22 protein-coding genes are annotated in these 23,704 nt (G+C 70.1%); 13 read left to right on the top strand and 9 right to left on the bottom strand.

Annotated features, from left to right (window positions below; all coding sequences use genetic code 11):
* Positions 1-44: 44 nt before the first annotated feature.
* The 5 genes from ABC766_RS04145 (at position 45) to lpdA (ending at position 5,342) form a co-directional block, all read left to right on the top strand.
* A complete protein-coding gene (locus tag ABC766_RS04145) occupies positions 45-1,487 on the top strand; it encodes a pyruvate dehydrogenase complex E1 component subunit beta (protein ID WP_043356260.1) in 1,443 nt (480 codons plus the stop codon).
* 70 nt (positions 1,488-1,557) lie between these two features.
* Positions 1,558-1,845: a DUF5076 domain-containing protein gene (locus ABC766_RS04140; protein WP_043356258.1), complete on the top strand. Its 288-nt coding sequence runs from the start codon at positions 1,558-1,560 to the stop codon at positions 1,843-1,845.
* A gap of 15 nt (positions 1,846-1,860) precedes the next feature.
* The gene (locus ABC766_RS04135) at positions 1,861-2,454 is read left to right on the top strand and encodes a Uma2 family endonuclease (RefSeq protein ID WP_345821213.1); all 594 of its coding nucleotides are present in this window, start codon (positions 1,861-1,863) and stop codon (positions 2,452-2,454) included.
* Between the two features lie 4 nt (positions 2,455-2,458).
* On the top strand, positions 2,459-3,889 hold the full coding sequence (locus tag ABC766_RS04130) for a pyruvate dehydrogenase complex dihydrolipoamide acetyltransferase (protein ID WP_345821212.1): 1,431 nt from the start codon (positions 2,459-2,461) through the stop codon (positions 3,887-3,889).
* Between the two features lie 13 nt (positions 3,890-3,902).
* Positions 3,903-5,342, top strand: coding sequence for a dihydrolipoyl dehydrogenase (gene lpdA, locus ABC766_RS04125; RefSeq protein ID WP_345821211.1), 1,440 nt, complete (start codon positions 3,903-3,905; stop codon positions 5,340-5,342).
* Positions 5,343-5,409: 67 nt separating this feature from the next.
* Here lpdA and ABC766_RS04120 read toward each other — a convergent pair whose 3' ends face one another.
* Together ABC766_RS04120 and ABC766_RS04115 are read right to left on the bottom strand one after the other, a co-directional pair.
* Entirely contained in the window at positions 5,410-5,583 is a 174-nt protein-coding gene (locus ABC766_RS04120; protein ID WP_345821210.1) for a hypothetical protein, read from the bottom strand.
* A 163-nt stretch (positions 5,584-5,746) separates the two neighbouring features.
* The gene (locus ABC766_RS04115) at positions 5,747-5,965 is read right to left on the bottom strand and encodes a hypothetical protein (protein WP_051045078.1); all 219 of its coding nucleotides are present in this window, start codon (positions 5,963-5,965) and stop codon (positions 5,747-5,749) included.
* 209 nt (positions 5,966-6,174) lie between these two features.
* Here ABC766_RS04115 and ABC766_RS04110 point away from each other — a divergent pair, with 209 nt between their 5' ends.
* Positions 6,175-7,191, top strand: a complete 1,017-nt coding sequence (locus ABC766_RS04110) for a threo-3-hydroxy-L-aspartate ammonia-lyase (protein ID WP_427902287.1) — start codon at positions 6,175-6,177, stop codon at positions 7,189-7,191.
* Between the two features lie 122 nt (positions 7,192-7,313).
* Positions 7,314-7,691 carry a HesB/IscA family protein gene (locus ABC766_RS04105; protein WP_043356239.1) on the top strand — a complete coding sequence of 126 codons (378 nt, stop codon included), beginning with the start codon at positions 7,314-7,316 and terminating at the stop codon, positions 7,689-7,691.
* A 112-nt stretch (positions 7,692-7,803) separates the two neighbouring features.
* Here ABC766_RS04105 and ABC766_RS04100 read toward each other — a convergent pair whose 3' ends face one another.
* The 3 genes from ABC766_RS04100 to ABC766_RS04090 form a co-directional block, all read right to left on the bottom strand.
* A complete protein-coding gene (locus ABC766_RS04100) occupies positions 7,804-8,862 on the bottom strand; it encodes a GGDEF domain-containing protein (RefSeq protein WP_342144730.1) in 1,059 nt (352 codons plus the stop codon).
* Positions 8,863-8,963: 101 nt separating this feature from the next.
* Positions 8,964-10,556, bottom strand: a complete 1,593-nt coding sequence (locus ABC766_RS04095; RefSeq protein WP_043756109.1) for a DEAD/DEAH box helicase — start codon at positions 10,554-10,556, stop codon at positions 8,964-8,966.
* Positions 10,557-10,765: 209 nt separating this feature from the next.
* Positions 10,766-10,993, bottom strand: a complete 228-nt coding sequence (locus ABC766_RS04090; RefSeq protein WP_236952872.1) for a hypothetical protein — start codon at positions 10,991-10,993, stop codon at positions 10,766-10,768.
* 623 nt (positions 10,994-11,616) lie between these two features.
* On the opposite strand from ABC766_RS04090, the gene ABC766_RS04085 reads away from it, so the two are divergent.
* Both ABC766_RS04085 and ABC766_RS04080 read left to right on the top strand, forming a co-directional pair.
* Complete coding sequence (locus ABC766_RS04085; protein ID WP_043349412.1) at positions 11,617-12,483, top strand: outer membrane protein; 867 nt, start codon at positions 11,617-11,619, stop codon at positions 12,481-12,483.
* A 226-nt stretch (positions 12,484-12,709) separates the two neighbouring features.
* On the top strand, positions 12,710-13,201 hold the full coding sequence (locus ABC766_RS04080; protein ID WP_043349409.1) for a PRC-barrel domain-containing protein: 492 nt from the start codon (positions 12,710-12,712) through the stop codon (positions 13,199-13,201).
* Between the two features lie 45 nt (positions 13,202-13,246).
* On the opposite strand, the gene parE is transcribed toward ABC766_RS04080, so the two are convergent.
* Positions 13,247-15,319, bottom strand: coding sequence for a DNA topoisomerase IV subunit B (gene parE / locus ABC766_RS04075; protein ID WP_043349421.1), 2,073 nt, complete (start codon positions 15,317-15,319; stop codon positions 13,247-13,249).
* Between the two features lie 359 nt (positions 15,320-15,678).
* Here parE and ABC766_RS04070 point away from each other — a divergent pair, with 359 nt between their 5' ends.
* Positions 15,679-15,867, top strand: coding sequence for a hypothetical protein (locus ABC766_RS04070; RefSeq protein ID WP_043349406.1), 189 nt, complete (start codon positions 15,679-15,681; stop codon positions 15,865-15,867).
* Positions 15,868-16,047: 180 nt separating this feature from the next.
* Here ABC766_RS04070 and topA read toward each other — a convergent pair whose 3' ends face one another.
* From topA to ABC766_RS04055, 3 genes are all read right to left on the bottom strand, one after another.
* Positions 16,048-18,732, bottom strand: coding sequence for a type I DNA topoisomerase (topA, locus tag ABC766_RS04065; RefSeq protein WP_043387664.1), 2,685 nt, complete (start codon positions 18,730-18,732; stop codon positions 16,048-16,050).
* Between the two features lie 205 nt (positions 18,733-18,937).
* On the bottom strand, positions 18,938-19,885 hold the full coding sequence (locus ABC766_RS04060; protein ID WP_274929028.1) for a molybdopterin-dependent oxidoreductase: 948 nt from the start codon (positions 19,883-19,885) through the stop codon (positions 18,938-18,940).
* Positions 19,882-20,742: a cytochrome b/b6 domain-containing protein gene (locus ABC766_RS04055; protein ID WP_345821209.1), complete on the bottom strand. Its 861-nt coding sequence runs from the start codon at positions 20,740-20,742 to the stop codon at positions 19,882-19,884. Before ABC766_RS04055 ends, ABC766_RS04060 begins: the two co-directional genes overlap by 4 nt.
* 484 nt (positions 20,743-21,226) lie before the next feature.
* On the opposite strand from ABC766_RS04055, the gene ABC766_RS04050 reads away from it, so the two are divergent.
* From ABC766_RS04050 to coaA, 3 genes are all read left to right on the top strand, one after another.
* Positions 21,227-22,174: an aspartate carbamoyltransferase catalytic subunit gene (locus ABC766_RS04050; protein WP_043356791.1), complete on the top strand. Its 948-nt coding sequence runs from the start codon at positions 21,227-21,229 to the stop codon at positions 22,172-22,174.
* Positions 22,175-22,298: 124 nt separating this feature from the next.
* Complete coding sequence (locus tag ABC766_RS04045; RefSeq protein ID WP_043356782.1) at positions 22,299-22,622, top strand: phosphoribosyl-ATP diphosphatase; 324 nt, start codon at positions 22,299-22,301, stop codon at positions 22,620-22,622.
* A complete protein-coding gene (coaA, locus tag ABC766_RS04040) occupies positions 22,619-23,608 on the top strand; it encodes a type I pantothenate kinase (protein ID WP_043356784.1) in 990 nt (329 codons plus the stop codon). Before ABC766_RS04045 ends, coaA begins: the two co-directional genes overlap by 4 nt.
* The last annotated feature ends 96 nt before the right edge of the window (positions 23,609-23,704 follow it).

Below are 23,704 nucleotides of genomic sequence, written 5' to 3'. Positions count from 1 at the left end.
ACGCTGGCCGCCCCCCAAACGAGACGACGACCGCAGAGCTGAGCATGGCGACCGACATCCTGATGCCCGCCCTCTCGCCCACCATGGAGGAGGGCAAGCTCGCCAAGTGGCTGAAGAAGGAGGGCGACCCGATCAAGTCCGGCGACGTGCTGGCCGAGATCGAGACCGACAAGGCCACCATGGAGGTGGAGGCGATCGACGAGGGCGTGCTCGCCAAGATCCTGATCGCGGAGGGCACCGAGGGCGTCGCGGTCAACACGCCGATCGCCGTCATCGCCGGCGAGGGCGAGGATCCGGCGAGCGTCCAGTCCGGCGGCGGGGCGAAGCCCAACGGCGCCGGCGGCCATCCGGCGCCGACGCCCGACATGCAGGCCGAGGGCATGGCCGACAAGCCCGCGCCCGCCGCCAAGACCGGCGACGACGCCCCGAAGGCGCCGGCGGCACCCGCCGTCATCACCAACAAGGCCCGAGAGCCGGTGATGGAGGAGTTCCCGGCCGACACGCCGATGGTCACCCAGACGGTCCGCGAGGCCCTGCGCGACGCCATGGCCGAGGAGATGCGCCGCGACGGCGACGTCTTCGTCATGGGCGAGGAGGTCGCCGAGTATCAGGGCGCCTACAAGGTCACCCAGAACCTGCTGCAGGAATTCGGACCGAAGCGCGTGGTCGACACCCCGATCACCGAGCACGGCTTCGCCGGCATCGGCGTCGGCGCGGCGCTCGCCGGGCTGAAGCCGATCGTGGAGTTCATGACCTTCAACTTCGCCATGCAGGCGATCGACCAGATCATCAACTCGGCGGCCAAGACCCTGTACATGTCCGGCGGCCAGCTCGGCTGCCCGATCGTGTTCCGCGGCCCGAACGGCGCGGCCGCCCGCGTCGCCGCCCAGCACAGCCACGACTATGCCGCGTGGTACTCCAACGTGCCGGGCCTCAAGGTGATCGCGCCCTACACGGCCTCCGACGCCAAGGGCCTGCTCAAGGCCGCGATCCGCGACCCGAACCCGGTGATCTTCCTCGAGAACGAGATCCTGTACGGGCAGTCCTTCCCGGTGCCGCAGCTCGACGACTTCGTGCTGCCGATCGGCAAGGCGCGGATCCACCGCACCGGCAGCGACGTGACCATCGTGTCCTTCGCGATCGGCATGACCTACGCCCTCAAGGCCGCGCAGGCCCTGGCCGAGCAGGGCATCGAGGCGGAGGTGATCGACCTGCGCACGATCCGCCCGATGGACACCGAGACGGTGGTGGAATCGGTGAAGAAGACCGGCCGCTGCATCACCGTCGAGGAGGGCTTCCCGCAATCCGGCGTCGGCGCCGAGATCGTGGCGCGCCTGATGGTCGACGCCTTCGATTTCCTGGACGCGCCGGTCCTGCGCATCACCGGCAAGGACGTGCCGATGCCCTACGCGGCCAATCTGGAGAAGCTGGCGCTGCCGAATGTGGCGGAGGTGGTCGAGGCCGCCAAGAGCGTCTGCTACAAGTGACGGGCGCGCGGGCGGGGCGCATGTCCCCGCCTCCGTCCCGGCAGGGGGCCCAAGGAACAGCCGGCGCGCCATGAGCCAAGATTCCAGCAGCGACTTCGCCGAACTCGCCATCCCGCCCGACGCCCTCGAACAGGGCGGCATCGAGGTGCTGCGCGCCGCCGTGGTCGACGGCGCGGTCAGCGTGGCCCTCCGCCGCTCCTTCGACGACCCGGCCACCTGGGGCCGGCTCCTGGCCGATCTCGCCCGGCAGGCAGCCCGCGCCTACGCGCTGGAGACCGACATGTCGGAGGAGGAGGCGGTCGAGCGCATCCGCGCGGGCTGGGAGGCCGAGGGGCTCGACCCCGGCGGCCTCAACTAGCGATGGCTGCCGACCATGGCTGAGGCGGCTGTCCGGCAGGCGACCTACGCGGATCTGGAGGCGGTCCCGGATCATCTCGTCGCCGAAATCATCGACGGGGTGCTGGAGACGCATCCGCGGCCGAGACCGCGGCACGGCATCGCCGCGGCCCGCTTGTCGGGAGAACTGGATCGGCCGTTCGCACGCGGCCGTGGTGGTCCCGGCGGATGGGTCTTCATCATCGAGCCTGAGCTTCACCTTGGAACCCAGGTGGTCGTGCCCGATCTTGCGGGCTGGCGCCGCGAGCGCATGCCGACCGAACCCGAGGATGCCTTCATCGAGACGCCTCCGGATTGGGTCTGCGAGATCCTCTCGCCGTCAACGACTCGCCTCGATCGCGGGCCGAAGCGCCGGATCTACGCCGGGTCCGGCGTCGACCATCTCTGGCTGCTGGACCCGGCCGCGGGCGTTCTGGAAGGCTTCGCCCTCGCGGACGGGCGCTGGGTGCTCCTCGCCACGATCCAGCGCGGCGAGACCGTGGCGCTGCCGCCCTTCGACGCCGTCCCGTTCCCCCTCGACGACCTCTTTCCCTTCGACGATCCGGCCGCCCCGGCCTTGCCCGAGACCTGATGCCATGCCGATCAACGTGCTGATGCCCGCGCTCTCCCCGACCATGGAGAAGGGCAACCTCGCCAAGTGGCTCAAGAAGGAGGGCGACGCGGTCAAGTCCGGCGACGTGCTGGCCGAGATCGAGACCGACAAGGCCACCATGGAGGTGGAGGCCATCGACGAGGGCGTGCTCGCCAAGATCCTCGTGCCCGAGGGCACCGCGGACGTGCCGGTCAACGACCTGATCGCCATCATCGCCGCCGAGGGCGAGGACGTCTCGACGGCCGCCGGCGGGGCGCCGAAGGCGGCCTCCAACGGAGCAGCCAAGCCTGACGCCAAGCCTGACGCCAAGCCTGAGCCGAAGGCCGATGCCTCGGCGGCTAACCAGAACATCACGCCCGGCGGCGGCCACATGGGGTACGAGCGGGTGAACGCGGCGCCGGAAGGCGCGCAGCCCGGCGGGGCGCCGCAGGCCAGCACGGGCGGACGGGTCTTCGCTTCACCGCTCGCCCGGCGGATCGCCAAGCAGGAGGGTGTCGATCTCGGCGCCGTCCAGGGCAGCGGCCCGCACGGCCGCATCATCGCCCGGGACGTCCAGGCCGCGAAGGCCTCCGGCGCCACCCAGGCGCCCGCCGCCGCCCCCCAGGCCGCCGAGGCGCCGAAGGCGGCCACCCCGGCCCCGAAGGCCGCCGCCGCGGGCGGCGCTCCGGCCGGCCTCACGACCGATCAGGTCAAGGGCTTCTACGCCAAGGATGCCTATGAGGAGGTGCCCCTCGACGGCATGCGCAAGACCATCGCCAAGCGCCTCACTGAGGCGATGCAGGTCGCCCCGCACTTCTACCTGACGGTGGATTGCGAGCTCGACGCGCTGATGAAGCTGCGGGAGACGCTCAACGGCTCCGCGGCCAAGGACAAGGACGGGAAGCCTGCCTTCAAGCTCTCGGTGAACGACTTCGTCATCAAGGCGATGGGCCTCGCGCTCACCCGCGTGCCGGCCGCCAACGCGGTCTGGGCCGAGGACCGGATCCTGCGCTTCAAGCACGCCGAGGTCGGCGTCGCGGTCGCCATCGACGGCGGGCTGTTCACCCCGGTGATCCGCCGGGCGGACGAGAAGACGCTCTCGACCATCTCCAACGAGATGAAGGACTTCGCCGCCCGCGCCCGCGCCAAGAAGCTGAAGCCCGAGGAGTACCAGGGCGGCGTCACCTCGGTGTCGAACCTCGGCATGTTCGGCATCAAGCACTTCACCGCGGTGATCAACCCGCCGCAATCGAGCATCCTGGCGGTGGGCGCCGGCGAGAAGCGCGTCGTCGTGAAGGACGGGGCGCCGGCCGTGGTCCAGGTCATGACCTGCACCCTGTCCTGCGACCACCGCGTCCTCGACGGCGCGCTCGGCGCGGAGCTGGTCTCGGCCTTCAAGGGGCTGATCGAGAACCCGATGGGCATGCTGGTCTGAGCCGGAGCATACGATGTCCGACACCTACGACGTCCTCATCATCGGCGCCGGGCCCGGCGGCTACGTCACGGCGATCCGCGCGGCGCAGCTCGGGTTCAAGACCGCCGTGGTCGACCGCGAGCATCTCGGCGGCATCTGCCTGAACTGGGGCTGCATCCCCACCAAGGCGCTGCTGCGCTCGGCTGAGATCTACCACTATTTCCAGCACGCCGGCGATTACGGGCTGACGGCGGAAAAGGTCGGGTTCGACACCGCCGCCATCGTGAAGCGCTCCCGCGGCGTCTCGGGCCGGCTCAACGGCGGCGTCGGCATGCTGCTCAAGAAGAACAAGGTCGACGTGATCTGGGGCGAGGCCTCGGTCGACAGCGTCGCGACGGGCAACCAGCCCGGTCAGGTCACCGTGACGGAGACCAAGCGCGCCGAGGCGCCGAAGGGCGCCAAGGGGGCCGGCACCTACAAAGCCAAGCACATCATCGTGGCGACCGGCGCGCGTCCGCGCGCGATACCCGGCATCGAGCCCGACAAGAAGCTGATCTGGACCTATTACGAGGCCATGGTCCCCGAGACGATGCCCAAGAGCCTGCTGGTGATGGGCTCGGGCGCCATCGGCATCGAGTTCGCCTCGTTCTACCGGACCATGGGCGCCGAGGTGACCGTGGTGGAGCTGCTGCCGCAGATCCTCCCCGTGGAGGATGCCGAGATCGCAGGCCTCGCCCGCAAGCGCTTCGAGAAGCAGGGGATCAAGATCCTCACCGGCGCCAAGGTCACGAAGGTCGAGAAGGGCGCCGATTCCATCACGGCGACCATCGAGGGCGGCGACGGGAAGTCACAAACGATCACGGCTGAAAAACTGATCTCGGCGGTGGGCGTCGTCGGCAACATCGAGAAGATCGGCCTCGAGAAGCTCGGGGTGAAGATCGACCGCGGGATCGTGGTGACCGACGGGCTCGGCCGCACCAACGTGCCCGGCCTCTACGCGATCGGCGACGTCGCCGGCCCGCCGATGCTCGCCCACAAGGCGGAGCACGAGGGCGTCATCTGCATCGAGACGATCAAGGGCCTGCACACCCACCCGATGGACAAGGCCAAGATCCCGGGCTGCACCTATTGCCAGCCGCAGATCGCCAGCGTCGGCCTGACCGAGGCCAAGGCCAAGGAGCAGGGTTTTGCGGTGAAGGTTGGCCGGTTCCCCTTCGCGGGCAACGGCAAGGCGATCGCGCTGGGCGAGCCGGACGGGCTGATCAAGACCGTGTTCGACGCCAAGACCGGCCAGCTGCTCGGCGCCCACATGGTCGGCGCCGAGGTGACCGAGCTGATCCAGGGCTACGTGGTGGCGATGAACCTGGAGAGCACCGAGGAGGAGCTGATGCACACGGTGTTCCCGCACCCGACGCTCAGCGAGATGATGCACGAGAGCGTGCTCGACGCCTACGGCAAGGTGATTCACACCTGATCCGGCAATGGGAAGCCGGGCTCGGGTCGGGCTCCGGTCCGGCCCAGGCCGGGCCGGCACGGGCCCGTCAGTCCGAACCGGGCGCCGCCGCGCGCGTCAGGCTCACCAGCTGAAACAGGAGGATCACCGCGACCGTCGCCGTACTGCCGCCGACGGGGATCAGGAGCAGCGCCGCGATGGGATCGAGCCCCCGGACGAGCAGCAGCGTGATGCAACTGCCGAGCACGGACGCGAGGGTCATCCGGAAGATGCAGCATTCCGAAGGTTGCATGGTCCCTCCAGTCGAGCGTCCACGGGAATGTGGGAGCGCAGGGCGGTCCGGCAACCATAAATAGATAAAACTCAAAAACAAATGCTGAGGTTGCGCAAGGCGATGGCGATCCGCGCCGACACCGGAACGCCCGTCAGCGGCGCAGCCGATCCACCGGCTCTGCCTGATCCGGCGAGGGGACGTAAGCGCACCACTCGCAGATGCCGCGCTCGGCGCCGCGCTGTGCGTTGCGCTGCGAACAGAGCGGGCAGACGAGCAGGATCAGCCGCCGACCGGATTGCAGGGCCAGCCCCCGGCCCCGGAATGTGACCTCGGTCGCCGCATCGCCGGAGGCCTGATCCCGGGCGCTCATGACGCCACCCCGCCGACCGCCGGCCGGATCGCAGGTCTGCACATGGTCTCGATCCGCATGGCGCTGCCGCCCCCCAGCGTTCCTGCCAAGACGTCGCTGCGGGGATAAGCGGCGAAGGGCCGAATGGCTCCGCTTCCGCATGTGGACCGGGCCGGATGCGCACGGACCGAAACGGCCCTATGACGTCCGGCACGACCGGCGCAGGAGCGATGCGAAACGCGATGCAGGACACGATGCAGGGCGACCCCATCGACGCGGCCGGCGGCCTTCCCACCTTCGCCGACGTGGCCCGCGCCGCGGAGCGGATCGCCGGGGCCGCCCATCGCACACCGGTCCTGACCTCGCGCACCGCGGACGCGATGACCGGCGGCCGGCTGTTCTTCAAGGCGGAGAACCTGCAACGGGCCGGCGCCTTCAAGTTCCGCGGGGCCTACAACGCGATCAGCGCCCTTCCGGAGGCAGCCCGCGCCCGCGGGGTGATCACGTATTCCTCCGGCAACCACGCCCAGGCGATCGCGCTGGCGAGCCGGTTGCTCGGCGCCCCCGCCACCATCATCATGCCGGGCGACGCCCCCGCCGCGAAGATCGCCGCCACGCGCGGCTACGGCGCCGAGGTGGTCCTGTACGATCGCTACAGCCAGGATCGCGAGGCGCTCGGCCGGGAGATCGCGCAGGCCCGCGGCCTGACGCTGATCCCCCCCTTCAATCATCCCGACGTCATCGCCGGGCAGGGGACCCTGGCTCAGGAGCTGATCGAGACGGTCGGCTCCCTCGACATGCTGGTGGCCTGCCTGGGCGGCGGCGGCCAGCTCGCGGGCTGCGCGCTGGCCGCGGCGGAGCTGTCGCCGGGCTGCCGGGTGATCGGCGTCGAGCCGGAGGCGGGCAATGACGGACAGCGCTCGTTCCGCGAGGGCCGGATCGTCACGATTCCCGTGCCCCGCACCATCGCCGACGGGGCGCAGTCGACGGCGCTGGGCGACCTCACCTTCGCGATCATCCGCGCGGGGGTGTCCGACATCCTCACCGTCACCGACGCGCAGCTCGTCGAGACCATGCGGTTCTTCGCCAGCCGGATGAAGCTCGTGGTCGAGCCGACCGGCTGCCTCGCGGCGGCGGCGGTGCTCCACGGGCTCGTGGACGTCACGGACAAGCGCGTCGGCGTGGTGATCAGCGGCGGCAACGTCGATCTGGCGGCCTTCGCGCGGCTCACCGGCGAGTCGGCCTGAGGCGTCGATTGCCGGGCCGGTGTGCTCCCGCCGCGGTGGACCGGCCCCGACCCAATGCTTATCTTGTGACTGCCAGAATGCGCGTCCCCGGGCCTTGAACCCGGATGGGCGGGAGGATGACAATGTCCACGAGCTTCAAGGTTCTGTCGCTGACCGATCGGGCTGCCGATCGGATCAAGGCGATCATGGCGGAGGCCGACCGGCCGATCGCCGGTCTGCGCGTCGGTGTCCGGAACGGCGGCTGCGCCGGGATGTCGTACACGATGGAGTATGCCGAGGCGGTCAAGCCCGGCGAAGACGTGGTCGAGGATCGCGGCGTGCGCGTCTTCGTCGATCCGAAGGCGGTGCTGTTCCTGCTCGGCACGGAGATGGACTTCACCACCACCAAGCTGGCGTCGCAGTTCGTGTTCAACAACCCGAACCAGACCTCGGCCTGCGGTTGCGGAGAATCCGTGGCGATCACGCCGGTCTCGGCGGACCGCCTGTCCGCGCCGGCCTGAGGCTCCCGCTCACCGTCGGCGCGGGGAGCGCAGCGGCCCGGCCGCGCCCCCGGCGCGGAGGGTCTCCCGCTCCCGAAGCGCTCCGCCGCGGGCGGCCGCCGTCGCGGCGCCCCTAGGCCACCTGCGACAGCGACTCGGCCGCATCGTCCAGGAAGCGGTTCCGGCCCGCGCGCTTGGCCGCGAACATGCACAGGTCGGCCCGCTCCATCAGCGAGGCCGGCGTATCCCCCGGGCACAGCACCGCGACCCCCAGGGAGATGGTGATCTTGCCGAGCGACTCGCCGGTCGAGCGCTTGACCAGTTCGCGCCCCATCACGCTGGTGCGGACCGTCTCGGCCACCCGCTTGGCCACGGTGCGGTCGGCTCCGGGGAGGATGATACCGAACTCCTCGCCGCCGAACCGGGCGAGCTGCGCCTGCTTCCCGGCATTCTCGCGCATCACGATCGCCACGAGCCGCAGGACCTGGTCGCCCGTGAGGTGACCGTACAGGTCGTTGAAGCGCTTGAAGAAATCGATGTCGAGGATGATCAGGCTCATGGGATCGGTGCGCGCCCGCGCCGAATCCATGGCCGCCTTCAGCGTCTCCTCGAAATGCTTGCGGTTCGCCAGCCCGGTCAGGGCGTCGGTCAGGCTCTCGCGCCGGCTCGCATCGAGCTTCTCGCGCAGCGTCTCGATCTCGCTGCGCGTCTCGCGCATGCGGGCCTCGAGGATCCGGTTGTTGGCGGCGACTTCCCGGGTCGTGGCGACCAGGGTCGCCACGATCTCGCCGAACCGCGCCCGGCTCGGGAGGCCCTGGGAGAGATCCTGGGCGACGCCGCGCAGCGATTCGCTGTACTGCGCCGTCGAGCCCAGGGAGAGGTCCAGGATCTCGGTGACCGCCGCGATCTCGCTCAGGACCACGCGGCTGACGTCGTCGGTGGTGCTCGCGAGGCGCCGCCCGTCGAGATAGGTCTCGTGCAGATCGTCGATGTCGCTCTCGGTGAGGCAGCCGTTCTGGGTGGTGAGGCGCTTCACGGCATCGGCGAGGAGCGGCAGCTCCCCCGACACGTAGGCATACCAAACCGCATAGGCGCGCGGCGTCGCGGAGGGGCCGTAGTCGCGGATCAGGTCATGGCTGCGCTTCGCCAATGCGAAGCTGCGATCGCGGTCCGAATAGGTCTCCTGGCTCATCCGTATCCCGTGGTCCCGGGCGATCGGCGCGCATGCGCCGCGACCCTGACTTGATATACGGCAGTCTGGTAGCCGGACTGTTAAGCTCGAAAAGACCCTTGTTACCTTTCTTTCTTCGCCAACACTGGTCGAAGTAGAAATGCCGGGACGTGGGAACCCAAACCGACGGGCGTATCACCATCCGCATCGTTCCGGCGCCCGCGCTCCTCGCGCCCGGCCGCGCCGGCGCGCGCCGTCGTGCGTCCCGCAGCACGGCTCTCCGGGCGAGCCTCTTGGCGCCCCTCCTGCCGACTCTCTTGACGACTCTCCTGGCGTGCCTCCGGACGCTGCGCGGCCGCCGCACCGCGACCGGTGCGTGCCCGCGGACGCTCCTCCCGGGCCTCCTCGGCCTCGCCGGCGCTCCGGATCTCCTTGGCGTCGCCGCGACTGGCGTCGCCGCTCCTCGCGCGACCGCCCCGGGCAGCACCACCCTTGTCGCCGGCCTTCGCGGAGCGCGCGCCGCGGCGGCCCTCGCCCGACCGGCCGCGGTGACGCGTCCCGGTGTCGCCGGACGGCTCGGCCACCGTCGACAGATCGCCGTCCAGCCAGGGGATCGGCTGGCCGATCAGCGCCTCGATGGCGCCGAGGGAGCGCGTGTCCTCGGGGGCGACCAGCGTATAGGCCGTGCCGCTCCGGCCCGCGCGGCCGGTGCGGCCGATCCGGTGGACGTAATCCTCGGGGTGATGCGGCACGTCGAAGTTGAAGACGTGGCTCACGGCGGGGATATCGAGGCCGCGCGCCGCCACGTCGCTGGCGACGAGCAGGGCGGTCTCGCCGTTGCGGAACGCGTCCAGGGCGGCGGTCCGCGCCCGCTGATCCATGTCACCGTGGAGGGCGGCGGCGTCGAAGCCGTGGCTGACCAGGGACTTCTGGAGCAGGGCGACGTCGCGCTTGCGGTTGCAGAAGATGATCCCGTTCTTGAGTTCGGCCTCGCCGCGGATCAGGTCGCGCAAGCGCTCGCGCTTGGCATGCCCCTCGGCGCCGGTTGCGACCAGGCGCTGGGTGATCGTCGTGGCCGTGGAGGCGGGACGGGCGACCTCGACCCGCTGGGGGTTGTGCAGGAACATGTCCGCCAGCCGCTCGATCTCCGGCGGCATGGTCGCGGAGAAGAACAGGGTCTGCCGGGTGAACGGCACCATCTTCACGATGCGCTCGATATCGGGGATGAACCCCATGTCGAGCATGCGGTCGGCCTCGTCGATGACGAGCAGCTCGACGCCGGTGAGCAGGAGCTTGCCGCGCTCGAAATGGTCGAGGAGGCGACCGGGTGTCGCGATCAGCACGTCCGTGCCGCGCATCAGCTTGGCGTCCTGGTCGGCGAAGGACACGCCGCCGATGATCAGGGCCACGTTGAGCTTGTGGTTGGTGCCGTAGCGGTCGAAATTCTCGACCACCTGGGCCGCCAATTCGCGGGTCGGTTCCAGGATCAGGGTCCGGGGCATCCGGGCCCGGGCGCGTCCGTTCTCCAGGAGCGTCAGCATCGGCAGCGTGAACGCCGCCGTCTTGCCGGTTCCCGTCTGGGCGATGCCGAGGACGTCGCGACGCGCCAGCACGTGGGGAATGGCCTCAGCCTGGATCGGCGTCGGCTCGGTATAACCCGCCGCTTCGACGGCGTTCAGGACTTTGTCACTCAGTCCCAGGTCGGAAAAAGGCATCTGCGTTCAGGAACCGTTGCGCGCCCGGCCGGCGCGAAGGACACCGTCGCGGCAACGGCTGGGAAAGGCTCGCGCGGGGCGATCGGGCGCTCCCGGGGCCGCGGGGCGCATCACGCATGTCAGTTAGGGCCCTGGCGCGACTTGTCAATCTCGCAATGGTGATGGCGCCCGCCGACGCACAGGGGATCGGGCGCCAAAACGGGCCTCGATCAGGGCCGGAGACGGTCGGATGCGGGCACGAGGCAGGGATCCAGGCGGGTGGACCGGGCGAATTCCGATGCCGCGAGAGCGCCGGTCGTCTGCGGGTCCGCGATCCCCGGATGGGCCGGTCCCGCCACGGCGGCGACCGCGGCGGCCGTCGGTGCCGCATCGGGCCGGCTGAGCCGCGCGAGCTGATAGGCGGCAACCACCGTGAGGAGCCCGACGAGTCCCGCCATGCGCAAGGTCCAGGGCAGGGGCCCGGCGGCCCGCCTCGGCCGCGCAGGATGCGATGCCGGGCCGGGAAGGCTCCCCGGAAGAGCGGCCATCCCCTCCGGAGTCCGGCGCCTGCCGAAGGTTCTCCGGCTCCGTTCGTCGTGGCTGATCATGGATGGACGGCTGTCTCCGCCGGGCGAGGCGGCCGGCCGCGACGCGGGAGCCGGCAGGAAGCCGGTCGCGGGCTCTCGAGAAGATCGGCCCGCCCGCAGCGACGGACCATCGGCGGATACGGTTAACCGATCGCTTACGACCGCGCGCACCCTCTCGCCAAAGTTGTGCCGGAATAAAACGGCCGCCCTGCATGCAACCGGCGAGACGTCGGACGCTATCACGGCACCCGCTGAGGCGTGCCCGAATATGCACGTCGCGCAACACAGCTAGTCTTCCGAGCCTTTTCAGCTGTCCGCGTACAGTCTCGACGGGCAAGCGAGCCGGCTGCTTGGGAGACGGTCGGTTAGTCTTCATCTTTCGTTGACGGGATGTCCCTAGTCTGAGGATGCTTGTTGCAGGAAAGCGACAGACCCGCCATCCGAGAGCGCCTAGAAGGCTGCCGGCTCAAGCTAACCCCAGGACCGACACCACCATGAAGAAGCTTCTCCTCGCATCCACCGTCCTCGCCGGCTTGACCGCAACGGCGTCCGCCGCCGACCTGCCGCGCCGCGCTGCGCCGCCGCCGGTGTTCACGCCGGTGCCGGTGTTCACCTGGACCGGCTTCTACGTCGGTGTGAACGCCGGCTACGGCTTCGACGCCAACAGCCGCAACACCACCAGCTACGCCCTGCCGGGCGGCTCGCTGATCAACTCCCCCGGCACCTCGGGCGTCGTCAGCGTCAACAACCGCAACAACAACGACGGCTTCTCGGGCGGCGCCCAGATCGGCTACAACTACCAGTTCACGCCGGGCTCGGGCGTGGTGATCGGCTTCGAGGCCGACGCCCAGTATGTCGACTTCGCCCGCCGCGCCAACGCCACCCAGAACTACAGCTTCCTGGGCTTCCCCGGCGTCGCCTTCTCCAACCCCCCCGCCTTCGTCGCCACCAGCGGCAACGGCCTCGACTACTTCGGCACCGTCCGCGGCCGCCTCGGCTACGCCTTCGACCGCACCCTCGTGTACGGCACCGGCGGCTTCGCCTACGGATCCGGCCAGGACGACCAGAACTTCTCCGGCAACCGCTTCCGCGACAGCTTCCGCACCGGCTGGGCCGCCGGCGGCGGCGTCGAGTACGCCCTGCCCACCGACTCCTTCCTGAACTTCTTCCGCTCCTCGGCCGTCACCCTGAAGGTCGAAGGCCTGTACGTCAGCCTCGACCGCCAGAAGAACTCCGCCGGCGGCGTCTTCTACGGCAACCTCCTGCCCCCGAACGGCACCGCCTACCTCAACGGCGCCGCCGCCAAGACCGAGTTCGCCGTCGTCCGCGCCGGCCTGAACTACAAGTTCGGCTCGTACTAAGATCGAACGTCGGAGCCGGCTCGACCGGCTCCGCGCAACGGAAGGGCTCGGCCGCAAGGCCGGGCCCTTTCGCGTTTCAGGGTCGGGCCACCGGACGGGTCGGGTGCGACAGGGAGCGCCGGAACCGCGCGTGCCGCCCGCGATTGAGACCGCGGCGCCTCATGGGGACCGAGCGGGGACCGGGACGGGAACCGCGACGGGTCCGGGCGCACCGGAGCGATCAGCCATGCGAAGCCGAATCCTTCTCCTGTCGCTCGCAGCCCTGGCTCTGGCGGGAGCGCCTGCACGTGCGCAGGATGCCTCCGTGATCGGCAAGGATACGGTCCTGCCGGGCACGGGGCCGGGGACCTCGACGGACGGCCAGGGCGTCGGGCGGCTGATGGCGGCGGCGAATGCCGAGGACGCCGCCAAGCGCCAGGGGCTCAAGCCTGTGGCCTTCCTGGCCTCCAAGATGATCGGCGTGACGGTGCGCAACGCGGCAGGCGACAGCGTCGGCAAGATCGACGACCTGCTGATCACCGATGGTGGGACCCTCAAGGCCGTTGTGATCGATGTCGGCGGCTTCCTCGGCCTGGGCAGCAAGGTGATCGCCGTGGAGCCTGGTGCCCTGGTGCTGCGGCCGGGAGGCGAGCGGTTCTCGGCGGTCCTCAACATGAGCACCGACACGGTGTCGGCGGCCCAGCCCTTCGACCCGGCCAAGGCGGTTACCAAGCCCTGACGGTCCGGTCGGCCGACGCGGTGGAAACCGCGTCGGCGCGACGGTTCAGATGTCGAGGTCGGCCCCCTCGGCGAAGGCCGCGCGCTCGCTGATGAAGGCGAAGCGGGCCTCGGGCTTGTTGCCCATCAGCCGCTCGACCGTGTCGCCGGTCGATTCCCGGGCCTCGTCCAGGACCGCGACGCGCAGCAACGTGCGCTTCTTCGGGTCCATGGTGGTCTCCTTGAGCTGGGCCGGCATCATCTCGCCCAGGCCCTTGAACCGCCCGATCTCGACCTTGCCGGCCTTGAACACCGTCTTGATGATCCGCTCCCGGTCGGCGTCGTCCCGGGCATAGGCCACCTTGGAGCCCTGCTGCAGCCGGTAGAGCGGCGGGATCGCGAGGTAGAGATGCCCGCGGTCGATGAGCTTGGGCATCTGGCGGTAGAAGAAGGTGATCAGCAACGAGGCGATGTGGGCGCCGTCGACGTCGGCGTCCGTCATGATGATCACCTTGTCGTAGCGCAGGTCGGCCTCGCGGAAGGCCGCGCCGGTGCCGCAGCCGAGCGCCAGGGTGAGGTCGGAGATCAGCTGGTTGGCGCCGAGCTTGTCCCGGCTCGCAGAGGCGACGTTGAGGATCTTGCCGCGCAAGGGGAGGATCGCCTGGGTCGCCCGGTCGCGGGCCTGCTTGGCGGAGCCGCCGGCCGAATCGCCCTCGACGATGAAGATCTCCGAGCCCGCGGTGCCGGCGGCCGAGCAATCGGCGAGCTTGCCGGGCAGGCGGAGCTTGCGGGTGGCGCTCTTGCGGGCGACCTCCTTCTCCTGGCGGCGGCGCAGGCGCTCCTCGGCCCGGTCGATCACCCAGTCGAGCAGCTTGTTGGCCTGGGCCGGGGAGGCGGCGAGCCAATGGTCGAAGGCGTCGCGCACCGCCGTCTCGACGATGCGCTGGGCCTCTACGGTGGCGAGCTTGTCCTTGGTCTGGCCCTGGAACTCGGGCTCGCGGATGAAGACCGAGAGCATGGACGCGCAGGTCGCCATGACGTCGTCGGTGGTCACCGCGGTCATGCGCTTGGCCTGGTTCACGCGCTCGGCGTGCTCGCGCAGGCCCCGGAGCAGGGCGACCCGCAGGCCGGCCTCGTGGGTGCCGCCCTCGGGCGTCGGGATGGTGTTGCAGTAGGAATGCGAGAACCCGTCCTCGGCGACCATCCAGGCCACCGCCCATTCCAGCGACCCGTGCGAGCCCGGCTTGGTGATCTTGCCGGAGAACATCGCGTCGGTGACCAGCTCCTTGCCGTCGATGTCGCGGGCGAGATAGTCGCGCAGGCCGTCGGGGAAGCGGTGCACGGCTTCCGCAGGTACGCCCTCCAGCCCCTCGAGGAGGGCGGGGGCGCAGCGCCAGCGGATCTCGACGCCGCCGAACAGATAGGCCTTCGAACGCGCCATCTTGAACAGGCGGCGCGGGTCGAATTTCAGCGAGCCGAAGATCTGCGCGTCCGGGTGGAAGCGGACCCGGGTGCCGCGCCGGTTCTGCACCCGGCCGATCAGCTCCAGCGCGCCCTGCGCGTGGCCCCGCGAGAAGGTCTGGCGATACAGGGTCTGGTTGCGCGCCACCTCGACCTCGAGGAGGTCGGAGAGCGCGTTCACCACCGAGATGCCGACGCCGTGCAGGCCGCCCGAGGTCTCGTAGACCTTCGAGTCGAACTTACCGCCGGCATGCAGCGTGGTCATGATGACCTCGAGCGCCGACTTGCCGGGAAATTTCGGATGCGGGTCGACCGGGATGCCGCGGCCGTTGTCGGTGACCACGAGGGCACCGGTCTCCTCCAGCTCCACCTCGATGAAGCTGGCATGGCCGGCCACCGCCTCGTCCATGGAGTTGTCGATCACCTCGGCGAAGAGGTGGTGCAGCGCCCGCTCGTCGGTGCCGCCGATATACATGCCGGGGCGGCGCCGGACCGGCTCCAGCCCCTCCAGCACCTCGATGTCGGAGGCGGTGTAGCCGGAATCGGGCTCGGCCGCTGCGAGCGCCGTCACGGAGGCCGTGGCGTCCAGCCGCCGTCGCGGCTCCGGCGCGCGAGACGGAGCTGTCGAGGCGGCCGCCTTGCCGCCCGGTCCGAACAGGTCGCGGGCCGGATCGCTCACGCGCGGCCTCCGCGGGCGCGGCGCATCGGCCGGCTCGGATTCGCGCAGACGGGTCTTGGGTCGTGGAGCATGCGCCTTCATCCCCGCATGATAGCGGAACAAAACGTAAACATCAAAACCGCTCGCCCCCAGGCGACGCGGCCGCACCATCGCATGCTGCGGCGCCGCGAGCGAGGGCCGGAACCGCCCCGATCCCCGAGGGGGCCAGGCGGCCCGTCATCACGACGTTGCACAACGATGGGTTAAGGCTTTCCCGTGACCAGCCTGTTCGACCTCCGCAGGCCGCCGCCGGAACAGACCGGGACGATCGACGTTGACGGCCGAGATAAATCTTGACCGTGGTCAGGGAGCCGCAGCCCATGAGCGATGCCGCGATCGAGGCCCGCCGCCTCACGTTGATCCGCTTCGAGCACGCGGCCGGCGCCGCCTTCGGCTGCGACGACGACGCGGCCGGCGTGCCGCCCGGCCGGGCGCTCATGAATTCCACCACGATCGCGCTGGCGACCTTCGCGACGGCGCTCGCGGCAACCATCACCTACCTCGTCTGAACCGGGCGGCCGGACCCGGAAACCGGGACGTGCATCCCGTTCTCCGCGTCGGTCTGCCCCTGTCCCCCACCGCCGCCGGGAGAGCAGCGCAGGACCGCGTGCCCGCTCTGGACACGGACCGGCGCGGCTGACGCGCCTGGCACCCGGCGAGCGGGTGAAGGCCGCCTGGACCTGTCTGCGTCAGCCGGCGCCCGTCTTCTTGGCCGCGGTCTTCTTGGCGGCGGGCTTCTTCGCTGCCGTCTTCTTGGCCGCCGGCTTGGCGCCGCTCGCCGCGCGCGTCGCGGTCTTTCGGACAGCGCCCCGTTTCGCCGGCTTGCCGCCGCCCGAGGCACGCTTGGCGTTGACCAGGGCGATCCCCTCGTCGAGCGTCAGCGCCTCGGCGCTCATGGTCTTCGGCAGCGTGGCGTTCACCTCGCCGTCGGTGACGTAGGGGCCGTACTTGCCGGCCTTCACCACGAGGTCGCGCCCGCTCGCCGCGTCCGTGCCGAGCGGGCGGCCGGGATCGGCAGCCGGACGACCGCGGCCGCCGCCCTGCTCCTTGGCGACGATCAGGTCGATGGCGCGGTTGCCGCCGATCTCCAGCACGTCGTCGTCCTTGCCGAGATTGGCGTAGGTCTTCCCATGCTGCACGTAGGGCCCGAACCGGCCGAGATTGGCCAGGATCGGCTCGCCGGTCTCGGGGTGGCGCGCCACCTCGCGGGGCAGCGCCAGCAGGGCCAGCGCCTTCTGCAGGTCGACCGCCGAGGGACTCAGCCCCTTCGGCAGGGAGGAACGCTTCGGCTTCTCCGCCCCCTTCTCGGTGGAGGCCTCACCGAGCTGCAGGAACGGCCCGAATCGGCCGTCGCGCAGCGTCACCGGCAGGCCGGTGGCGGGATCGTCGCCCAGCACCCGGACGCCCGGCTGGCCGCCCTCGGCCGAGGAGCCGTCCCCCTCGCCCTCGACGCCCGAGGCCGAGAGCTGGCGGGTGTACTTGCACTCGGGATAGTTCGAGCAGCCGATGAAGGCGCCGAACTTGCCGAGCTTCAGCGACAATTGTCCGGTCCCGCAGACCGTGCAGGTGCGCGGGTTCGAGCCGTCGCCCTTGTCGGGGAAGATGTGCGGCCCGAGGAGGCCGTTCAGCGCCTCCAGCACGTCGGTGACGCGCAGCTCCTTGGTCTCGCCGATCGCCGCGGAGAAATCGCGCCAGAAGTCGCGCAGCACCGCCCGCCAGTCGATCTCGGCATTGGAGACGCGGTCGAGCTGCTCCTCGAGGTCGGCGGTGAAATCGTACTCGACGTAGCGCCGGAAGAAGCTCTCCAGGAAGCCCGTGACGAGCCGCCCCTTGTCCTCCGGCTGCAGCCGCTTCTTCTCGATCTTGACGTATTCGCGGTCGCGCAGCGTCTGGAGCACCGCCGCGTAGGTCGACGGGCGGCCGATGCCGAGTTCCTCCATGCGCTTCACGAGGCTCGCCTCGGAATAGCGCGGCGGCGGCTCGGTGAAGTGCTGGGTCGAGCTGATCCGCTCGCGGGTGAGCGGGTCGCCGGCCTTCATGGGCGGCAGGCGGCGGCTCTCCTCGTCCTCCTCGTCGTCCTTGCCCTCCTGGTAGAGGGTCAGGAAGCCGTCGAACTTCACCACCTGGCCGGTGGCGCGCAGGTCGATCTGGCGGGGGCCGACCTTCGCCGTGACATCCACGGTGGTCCGCTCCAGCTCGGCCGATTCCATCTGGCTCGCCATGGTGCGGGTCCAGATGAGATCGTAGAGCCGGGCCTGCTCGGGCTCGAGGTGGCGCGCCACCATCTTGGGCAGGCGGCTCATGTCGGTGGGCCGCACCGCCTCGTGGGCCTCCTGGGCGTTCTTGGCCTTGACGCTGTACTTGCGCGGCACGTCCGGCACGTAGCGGTCGCCGAACTCCTTGCCGATCACCCGGCGGGCGTCCTGGATCGCCTCCGGCGCCATGTCGACGCCGTCGGTCCGCATGTAGGTGATGATGCCGACGGTCTCGCCGCCGATATCGACGCCCTCGTAGAGGCGCTGGGCGACCCGCATGGTCTGGGCCGGCGCCATCCCGAGCTTGCGCGAGGCCTCCTGCTGCAGGGTCGAGGTGGTGAAGGGCGGCTGCGGGTGGCGCTTGGCGGGCTTCGCCTCGACGCTCGCCACCTGGAAGGTCGCGAGTTCGAGGTCGCGCTTGAAGGCGGCGGCCTCGTCGCCGGTGCCGACGTCGAGGCGCTGGATGCGCTTGCCGTCGGCGCCGACGAGGCGGGCCTCGAAGGTCGCGCCGTCGGCGGTCGTCAGCGTGGCGATGAGCGTCCAGTACTCGCGCGGCTTGAACCGCTCGATCTCCATCTCGCGCTCGACCACGAGGCGCAGCGCCACGGACTGGACGCGGCCCGCCGAACGGGCGCCCGGGAGCTTGCGCCACAGGACCGGGGAGAGGTTGAAGCCGACGAGGTAGTCCAGCGCCCGGCGCGCCAGATAGGCGTCGACCAGGGCCTGGTCGATCTCCCGGGGCTTGCGCATCGCCGCCTCGACCGAGGCCTTGGTGATGGCGTTGAAGGTGACGCGTTCGACCGGGATGCCCTTGAGCGCCTTGCGGGCGGTCAAGGCCTCCAGCACGTGCCAGGAGATCGCCTCGCCCTCGCGATCCGGGTCGGTGGCCAGAATCAGCTTGTCGGCGCCCTTGACCGCCTTGGCGATCTCGGAGACCCGGCTCGCCCCGCGGTCGGCCAGTTCCCAGACCATGTGGAAATCCTGCTCGGGATCCACGGAGCCGTCCTTGGCCGGCAGGTCGCGGATGTGCCCGAACGAGGCGATCACTTCATAGTCGCGGCCGAGATACTTATTGATCGTCTTGGCTTTGGCCGGCGACTCGACGACGACGACTTTCATTCAGACCTCTGCCCCTGACGGGACCTGAGCGCGACGGACGAATTCTGATCGTAATTCGCGTGGGACATATGCCCGCCGTCGGGCCGGGGCCGCGCGCCGGGGACAAGTGGGTCACAGGCGGCGGGATGTCAAATGGCGGGCTGTGCCGCCGGTGTGGGGGCGAGCCGCTCCGTCGCGCATGCCCCGGCTGGCGCGGCGCCGAAACTCAGATCCCCGCGTACCATTCGTAGCCGCGGTCCTCCCAGTAGCCACCGCCGCCCTGGCCGATGCCGTTGAGCGATTCCACCATCTCGACGCGCATCACGTACTTGGCCTGCTTGTAGCCGAGCTGGCGCTCGACCCGCAGGCGCAGGGGCGCGCCGTTGGAGACGGGCAGCGGCTTGCCGTTGAGGTCGTAGGCCAGGATCGTCTGCGGGTTGAAGGCGTCGTAGAGGTCGATGCTCTCGTAGTAGCGGATCGGCGTACGCTTATCCTCGGGCTCCGCGGCCGGGCTGCCCTGACCCCAATCGTCCTTGGGCGCGTCGGTGGCGGTGGGCGCACCGCCCCAATCCTCGGCGGCGGCGAGCTGGATGTAGGCGTCGCGCACCGCGCCCGGATGCCCGGGGCGCCCCAGGAAGGCGCCGTCGCCGCCTTCGAGGCCGCCGCCGGCATATTCCAGCGTGTCGGCGCAGTGGAACACCGCGTAGCGCGCCTGCGGCTTCAGCCCGGCCCGCTTCAGCACCTCGGCGAGCGGCACGCCGGCCCATTGCCCGATGCAGCTCCAGCCCTCCACGCAATCGTGACGGGTGATCTGGGTCCGCGACGGCAGGGCGCGCAGGTCCGCGAGGCTCAGCGACAGCGGCGTCTGGACGAGCCCGTCGACCGTGAGCTTGAACTCCGCGAACTTCTTGGCCGCGAGGGCCCGGTAGGCGCGGTCCGGCGGGTCGATGGTGCCGTTCGGCTTGAACCAGGGCGAGATCATCGCGGCCGGGAATTCCCGGGCCAGGGTCGTCGGCGACATCAGCAGGCGCTGGACGTACTGGTTGGCGTCCTCGCCGACCTGGAGGGTCTGCCGGCCCGCATCGGATCCGGCGAATCTGTCGCAGCCGCCGAGCAGGGCGGTGCCCATCAGGCCGGCGCCGGCGGTGAGGAGCTTGCGGCGGTGGAGGATCATCGGGCACCTTCCCGGTCACGGCCGAGGCTGAACCAGCCGGTGATCATGCCGCGCATGTTGTTGACGAGGCCGGAGACCAGCACCAGCAGCACGTGGACCACCACGAACAGCACGATGAGCCCGGCGGCGATGAAGTGGACGCTGCGCGCCGATTGCCGGCCCCCGAACAGCTCGGTGAGCCAGGGCCAGGCGGCGTCCATCCCGGGCGACATGGCGAGTCCCGCGAGCACCATCGCAGGTAAAAAGCCCAGCACCAGGACGAGATAGGTGAGCTTCTGGATGACGTTGTAGCGCTTGGCCTCCGTGCCCTCGGGGAAGCGCAGGAGCAGGTGCTCCTTCACGGAAGCCCCGAAGTGGCGGATCTGGTCCCCGTCCGGAATCAGGCGACGGCGGAGCTGGCCGCTGAACAGGCCGTAGGTGAGATAGACGGCGCCGTTGATCACCAGCAGCCACGCGAACAGGAAGTGCCAGCGGCGGCCCGTGGCGAGGTCCTGGTCGGCCGGCAGGGTCGCCCAGGACGGGAAGGCCCGCTCCACCTCCGTGCCGCCCTCACGCGACAGGCCGAGAACGCCCGTGGTGTCGAAGGTCCGCGTGCCGACCGTCACCACCCCGCGGCTCTTGCCGTCGCGGCCCTGATCGCTCGTGATGGCGAGCGCCGGGTCGTCGAAGGTCGAGACCGCGCCCCAGTAGAGCGCGGGGTGGGCGTTGAAGATCTGGAGGCCGCTCATCAGCAGCACGAGCAGCACCGCGGCGTTGATCCAGTGCGCCAGACGGATCACCAGCGGATGGCGGTAGAACCACCGGCGCCCCTGCCGGTCGACGGTCTCGGGGGCTTCGAGGGCAGGGGAGGCGGCCAAGCGTCTGGATCCCGGGCATGCGGCGCGGGGCCGGGAGCGGTACGGCTTCCGACCGTTCGGGCCAATACGTGGGGCAGGGGCGTTCGGTTACCATCCGCCTGGAAAAAGGCCGCAGCCGCCCTTCGCCTCACCCTTGGGAAACGGCTGCGCCAATAGGGGCACCCGGTCGATGGCGGAGCGCGACGCGCCCCCTCTCCCGTGCGGGAGAGGGTTGGGGTGAGGGGCAAGAAGGTTGAGGATAGGGCACACCATCGACGCCTGTTCAGAACGTGCCTCGTCCGGGCAAACCTGATCCCTCACCCTGTCCCTCTCCCGCACGGGAGAGGGGACCCGCGCATTATCCTGCCGACGGACGGACAGCCCGGGCCTTGAATCCGTGTCGCCCGCAGCCCTTGAGGGCGGGAGCGGGCGGCGTGACGCAACCGGGATGAACGCCGAACAGCCTTGCCCCCCGGGCGCGCCGCACCTACACCCGGGCCTCATCATGACGACGCCCGCGCCCCCGGCCTTCCCGCACCGGCACCTCCTCGGCATCGAGGGTCTGACCCGGCCCGACATCGAAGGGCTGCTCGACGCCGCCGAATCCGCCGTCGACCTCTCGCGGCAGGTGGAGAAGAAGCGCACGACCCTGCGGGGCCGCACGCAGATCAACCTGTTCTTCGAGCCCTCGACGCGGACGCAATCCTCCTTCGAACTCGCCGGCAAGCGGCTCGGCGCCGACGTGATGAACATGTCGGTCGCCTCGTCCTCGGTGAAGAAGGGCGAGACCCTGATCGACACCGCGGCGACGCTGAACGCCATGCGGCCCGACATCATCGTGGTCCGCCACGAATCGGCCGGCGCCGTGCACCTGCTCGCCCGGAAGGTCGATTGCGCGGTGGTCAACGCGGGCGACGGCGCCCACGAGCACCCGACCCAGGCGCTCCTCGACGCGCTCACCATCCGCCGCAACAAGGGCCGGATCGAGGGCCTGCAGGTGGCGATCTGCGGCGACGTCCTGCACTCCCGGGTGGCGCGCTCCAACATCATCCTGCTCCAGGCCATGGGTGCCCGGGTCCGCCTGATCGCGCCCTCGACGCTGCTGCCCGCCGGCATCGAGCGCTTCGGCGTCGAGACCTTCACGGACATGCGCAAGGGTCTCGTCGGCTGCGACATCGTGATGATGCTGCGCCTCCAGCGGGAGCGCATGAACGGTTCGTTCGTGCCCTCCGTGAAGGAGTATTTCCGCTATTTCGGCCTCGACGCCGAGAAGCTGGCGCTCGCCAAGCCCGATGCCCTGGTGATGCATCCGGGCCCGATGAACCGCGGCGTCGAGATCGCCTCGGACGTCGCCGACGGGGCGCAGTCGCTGATCCGCGAGCAGGTGGAGATGGGCGTCGCCGTGCGCATGGCGGTGCTGGAAGCGCTCGCCCGGCACCTCCCGAACGGCTGAGTCCCGGACAAAGCCCATCCGCCTTCACCCGCGCCGCTTGCTCGCAGGGCGGTCGTGGCGCAGTTTCCTGCCGAAATCCGGCCCGGATCCGTATAAGGGGCCGGCGCAACATGCAGATCGCTTCATGACCGCCTACACGCTCGCCGACCTCGCCGCCCTCGTGGCGAGCCGCGCCGGGACCGATCCGGCCACCTCCTACACGGCCAAGCTCCTGTCCGAGGGCCCCGCCAAGGCGGCCAAGAAGCTCGGCGAGGAGGCGGTCGAGGCGGCGATCGCGGCCGTGCAGGGCGACAAGACCGGCCTGAGGAACGAGGCCGCCGACGTGCTCTACCACCTCGTCGTGCTGCTCCGGGCCGGCGGCGTGGAGCTCGAGGCGGTGATGGCCGAGCTGGAGCGCCGGACGGCCCAGAGCGGCATCGCCGAGAAGGCCGCGAGGCGCCACGCGTGAACGCGGCCGCGCTGCCGGGCTCGGTCGAGGCGATCCTCGACGCGTCGGACCGGCTCTCGCCCTATCGCCGCTTCAGCCGGGAGGAATGGGCGCAGCTGCGCGCCGACACGCCGCTCACCCTCAACCAGGAGGATCTGGAGCGGCTGCAATCGATCAACGATCCGATCTCGGTCGAGGAGGTGGTGGCGATCTACCTGCCGCTGTCGCGCCTGCTGGCCCTCTACGTCGCGGCGACGCAGGGGTTGTTCAAGGCGACGCAACGCTTCCTGATGGCCGAGCGCGAGACCAAGGCGCCCTACATCATCGGGCTCGCCGGGTCGGTGGCGGTGGGCAAGTCCACCACGGCCCGCATCCTCACCGCCCTGCTGGCGCGCTGGCCCAACACGCCGAAGGTCGACCTCGTCACCACCGACGGGTTCCTGCTGCCCAACGCCGAACTCGCCGCCAACGGCCTGATGGAGCGCAAGGGCTTTCCCGAAAGCTACGACACCGCCGCGCTGCTGCGCTTCCTCCACGACGTGAAGGCCGGCCACAAGCGCGTGACCGCGCCGCTCTACTCGCACCTCGTCTACGACCGGGTGCCCGGGGAGGAGCGGGTGGTGGAGAGCCCCGACATCCTGATCGTCGAGGGCCTGAACGTGCTCCAGCCCGCCCGCCTGCCGCGGGACGGCACCGCGATCCCGTTCGTGTCCGACTTCTTCGACTTCTCGATCTATCTCGACGGCCACGAGGACGACCTGCACCGCTGGTACGTCACCCGCTTCATGAAGCTGCGCCAGACCGCCTTCCGCGACCCGCGCTCCTACTTCCGGAAATACGCCGAGATCCCGGAAACCGAGGCGCTCGACATCGCCGACCGGCTCTGGACCACGATCAACCTGCCGAACCTGCGCGAGAACATCGTGCCCACGCGGCAGCGGGCGAGCCTGATCCTCACCAAGGGCGCGAGCCACCGGATCGAGAGCGTGGCGCTGCGGCGGCTGTAGGTCGGCCCAACCCTCCAGCTGATCCTGAGGTGACCGCGAAGCGGGCCTCGAAGGAGGTCTTCCGGGCCCACAGAGACCTCCGGATGAGGGGAGGCC

The organism is Methylobacterium fujisawaense, from assembly GCF_039619325.1.
GTDB lineage: Bacteria > Pseudomonadota > Alphaproteobacteria > Rhizobiales > Beijerinckiaceae > Methylobacterium > Methylobacterium fujisawaense.
The sequence above is the reverse complement of the archived record's forward strand: the minus strand, read 5'-3'. Positions and strand labels throughout refer to the sequence as shown.

Excerpts from the sequence above, each read along its gene's own strand:
- ABC766_RS04145 (WP_043356260.1), top strand. The coding sequence starts at position 45 with ATGGCGACCGACATCCTGATGCCCGCCCTCTCGCCCACCATGGAGGAG.
- ABC766_RS04140 (WP_043356258.1), top strand. The coding sequence starts at position 1,558 with ATGAGCCAAGATTCCAGCAGCGACTTCGCCGAACTCGCCATCCCGCCC.
- ABC766_RS04135 (WP_345821213.1), top strand. The coding sequence starts at position 1,861 with ATGGCTGAGGCGGCTGTCCGGCAGGCGACCTACGCGGATCTGGAGGCG.
- ABC766_RS04130 (WP_345821212.1), top strand. The coding sequence starts at position 2,459 with ATGCCGATCAACGTGCTGATGCCCGCGCTCTCCCCGACCATGGAGAAG.
- lpdA (WP_345821211.1), top strand. The coding sequence starts at position 3,903 with ATGTCCGACACCTACGACGTCCTCATCATCGGCGCCGGGCCCGGCGGC.
- ABC766_RS04120 (WP_345821210.1), bottom strand. The coding sequence starts at position 5,583 with ATGACCCTCGCGTCCGTGCTCGGCAGTTGCATCACGCTGCTGCTCGTC.
- ABC766_RS04115 (WP_051045078.1), bottom strand. The coding sequence starts at position 5,965 with ATGAGCGCCCGGGATCAGGCCTCCGGCGATGCGGCGACCGAGGTCACA.
- ABC766_RS04110 (WP_427902287.1), top strand. The coding sequence starts at position 6,175 with ATGCGAAACGCGATGCAGGACACGATGCAGGGCGACCCCATCGACGCG.
- ABC766_RS04105 (WP_043356239.1), top strand. The coding sequence starts at position 7,314 with ATGTCCACGAGCTTCAAGGTTCTGTCGCTGACCGATCGGGCTGCCGAT.
- ABC766_RS04100 (WP_342144730.1), bottom strand. The coding sequence starts at position 8,862 with ATGAGCCAGGAGACCTATTCGGACCGCGATCGCAGCTTCGCATTGGCG.
- ABC766_RS04095 (WP_043756109.1), bottom strand. The coding sequence starts at position 10,556 with ATGCCTTTTTCCGACCTGGGACTGAGTGACAAAGTCCTGAACGCCGTC.
- ABC766_RS04090 (WP_236952872.1), bottom strand. The coding sequence starts at position 10,993 with ATGGCGGGACTCGTCGGGCTCCTCACGGTGGTTGCCGCCTATCAGCTC.
- ABC766_RS04085 (WP_043349412.1), top strand. The coding sequence starts at position 11,617 with ATGAAGAAGCTTCTCCTCGCATCCACCGTCCTCGCCGGCTTGACCGCA.
- ABC766_RS04080 (WP_043349409.1), top strand. The coding sequence starts at position 12,710 with ATGCGAAGCCGAATCCTTCTCCTGTCGCTCGCAGCCCTGGCTCTGGCG.
- ABC766_RS04070 (WP_043349406.1), top strand. The coding sequence starts at position 15,679 with ATGAGCGATGCCGCGATCGAGGCCCGCCGCCTCACGTTGATCCGCTTC.
- topA (WP_043387664.1), bottom strand. The coding sequence starts at position 18,732 with ATGAAAGTCGTCGTCGTCGAGTCGCCGGCCAAAGCCAAGACGATCAAT.
- ABC766_RS04060 (WP_274929028.1), bottom strand. The coding sequence starts at position 19,885 with ATGATCCTCCACCGCCGCAAGCTCCTCACCGCCGGCGCCGGCCTGATG.
- ABC766_RS04050 (WP_043356791.1), top strand. The coding sequence starts at position 21,227 with ATGACGACGCCCGCGCCCCCGGCCTTCCCGCACCGGCACCTCCTCGGC.
- ABC766_RS04045 (WP_043356782.1), top strand. The coding sequence starts at position 22,299 with ATGACCGCCTACACGCTCGCCGACCTCGCCGCCCTCGTGGCGAGCCGC.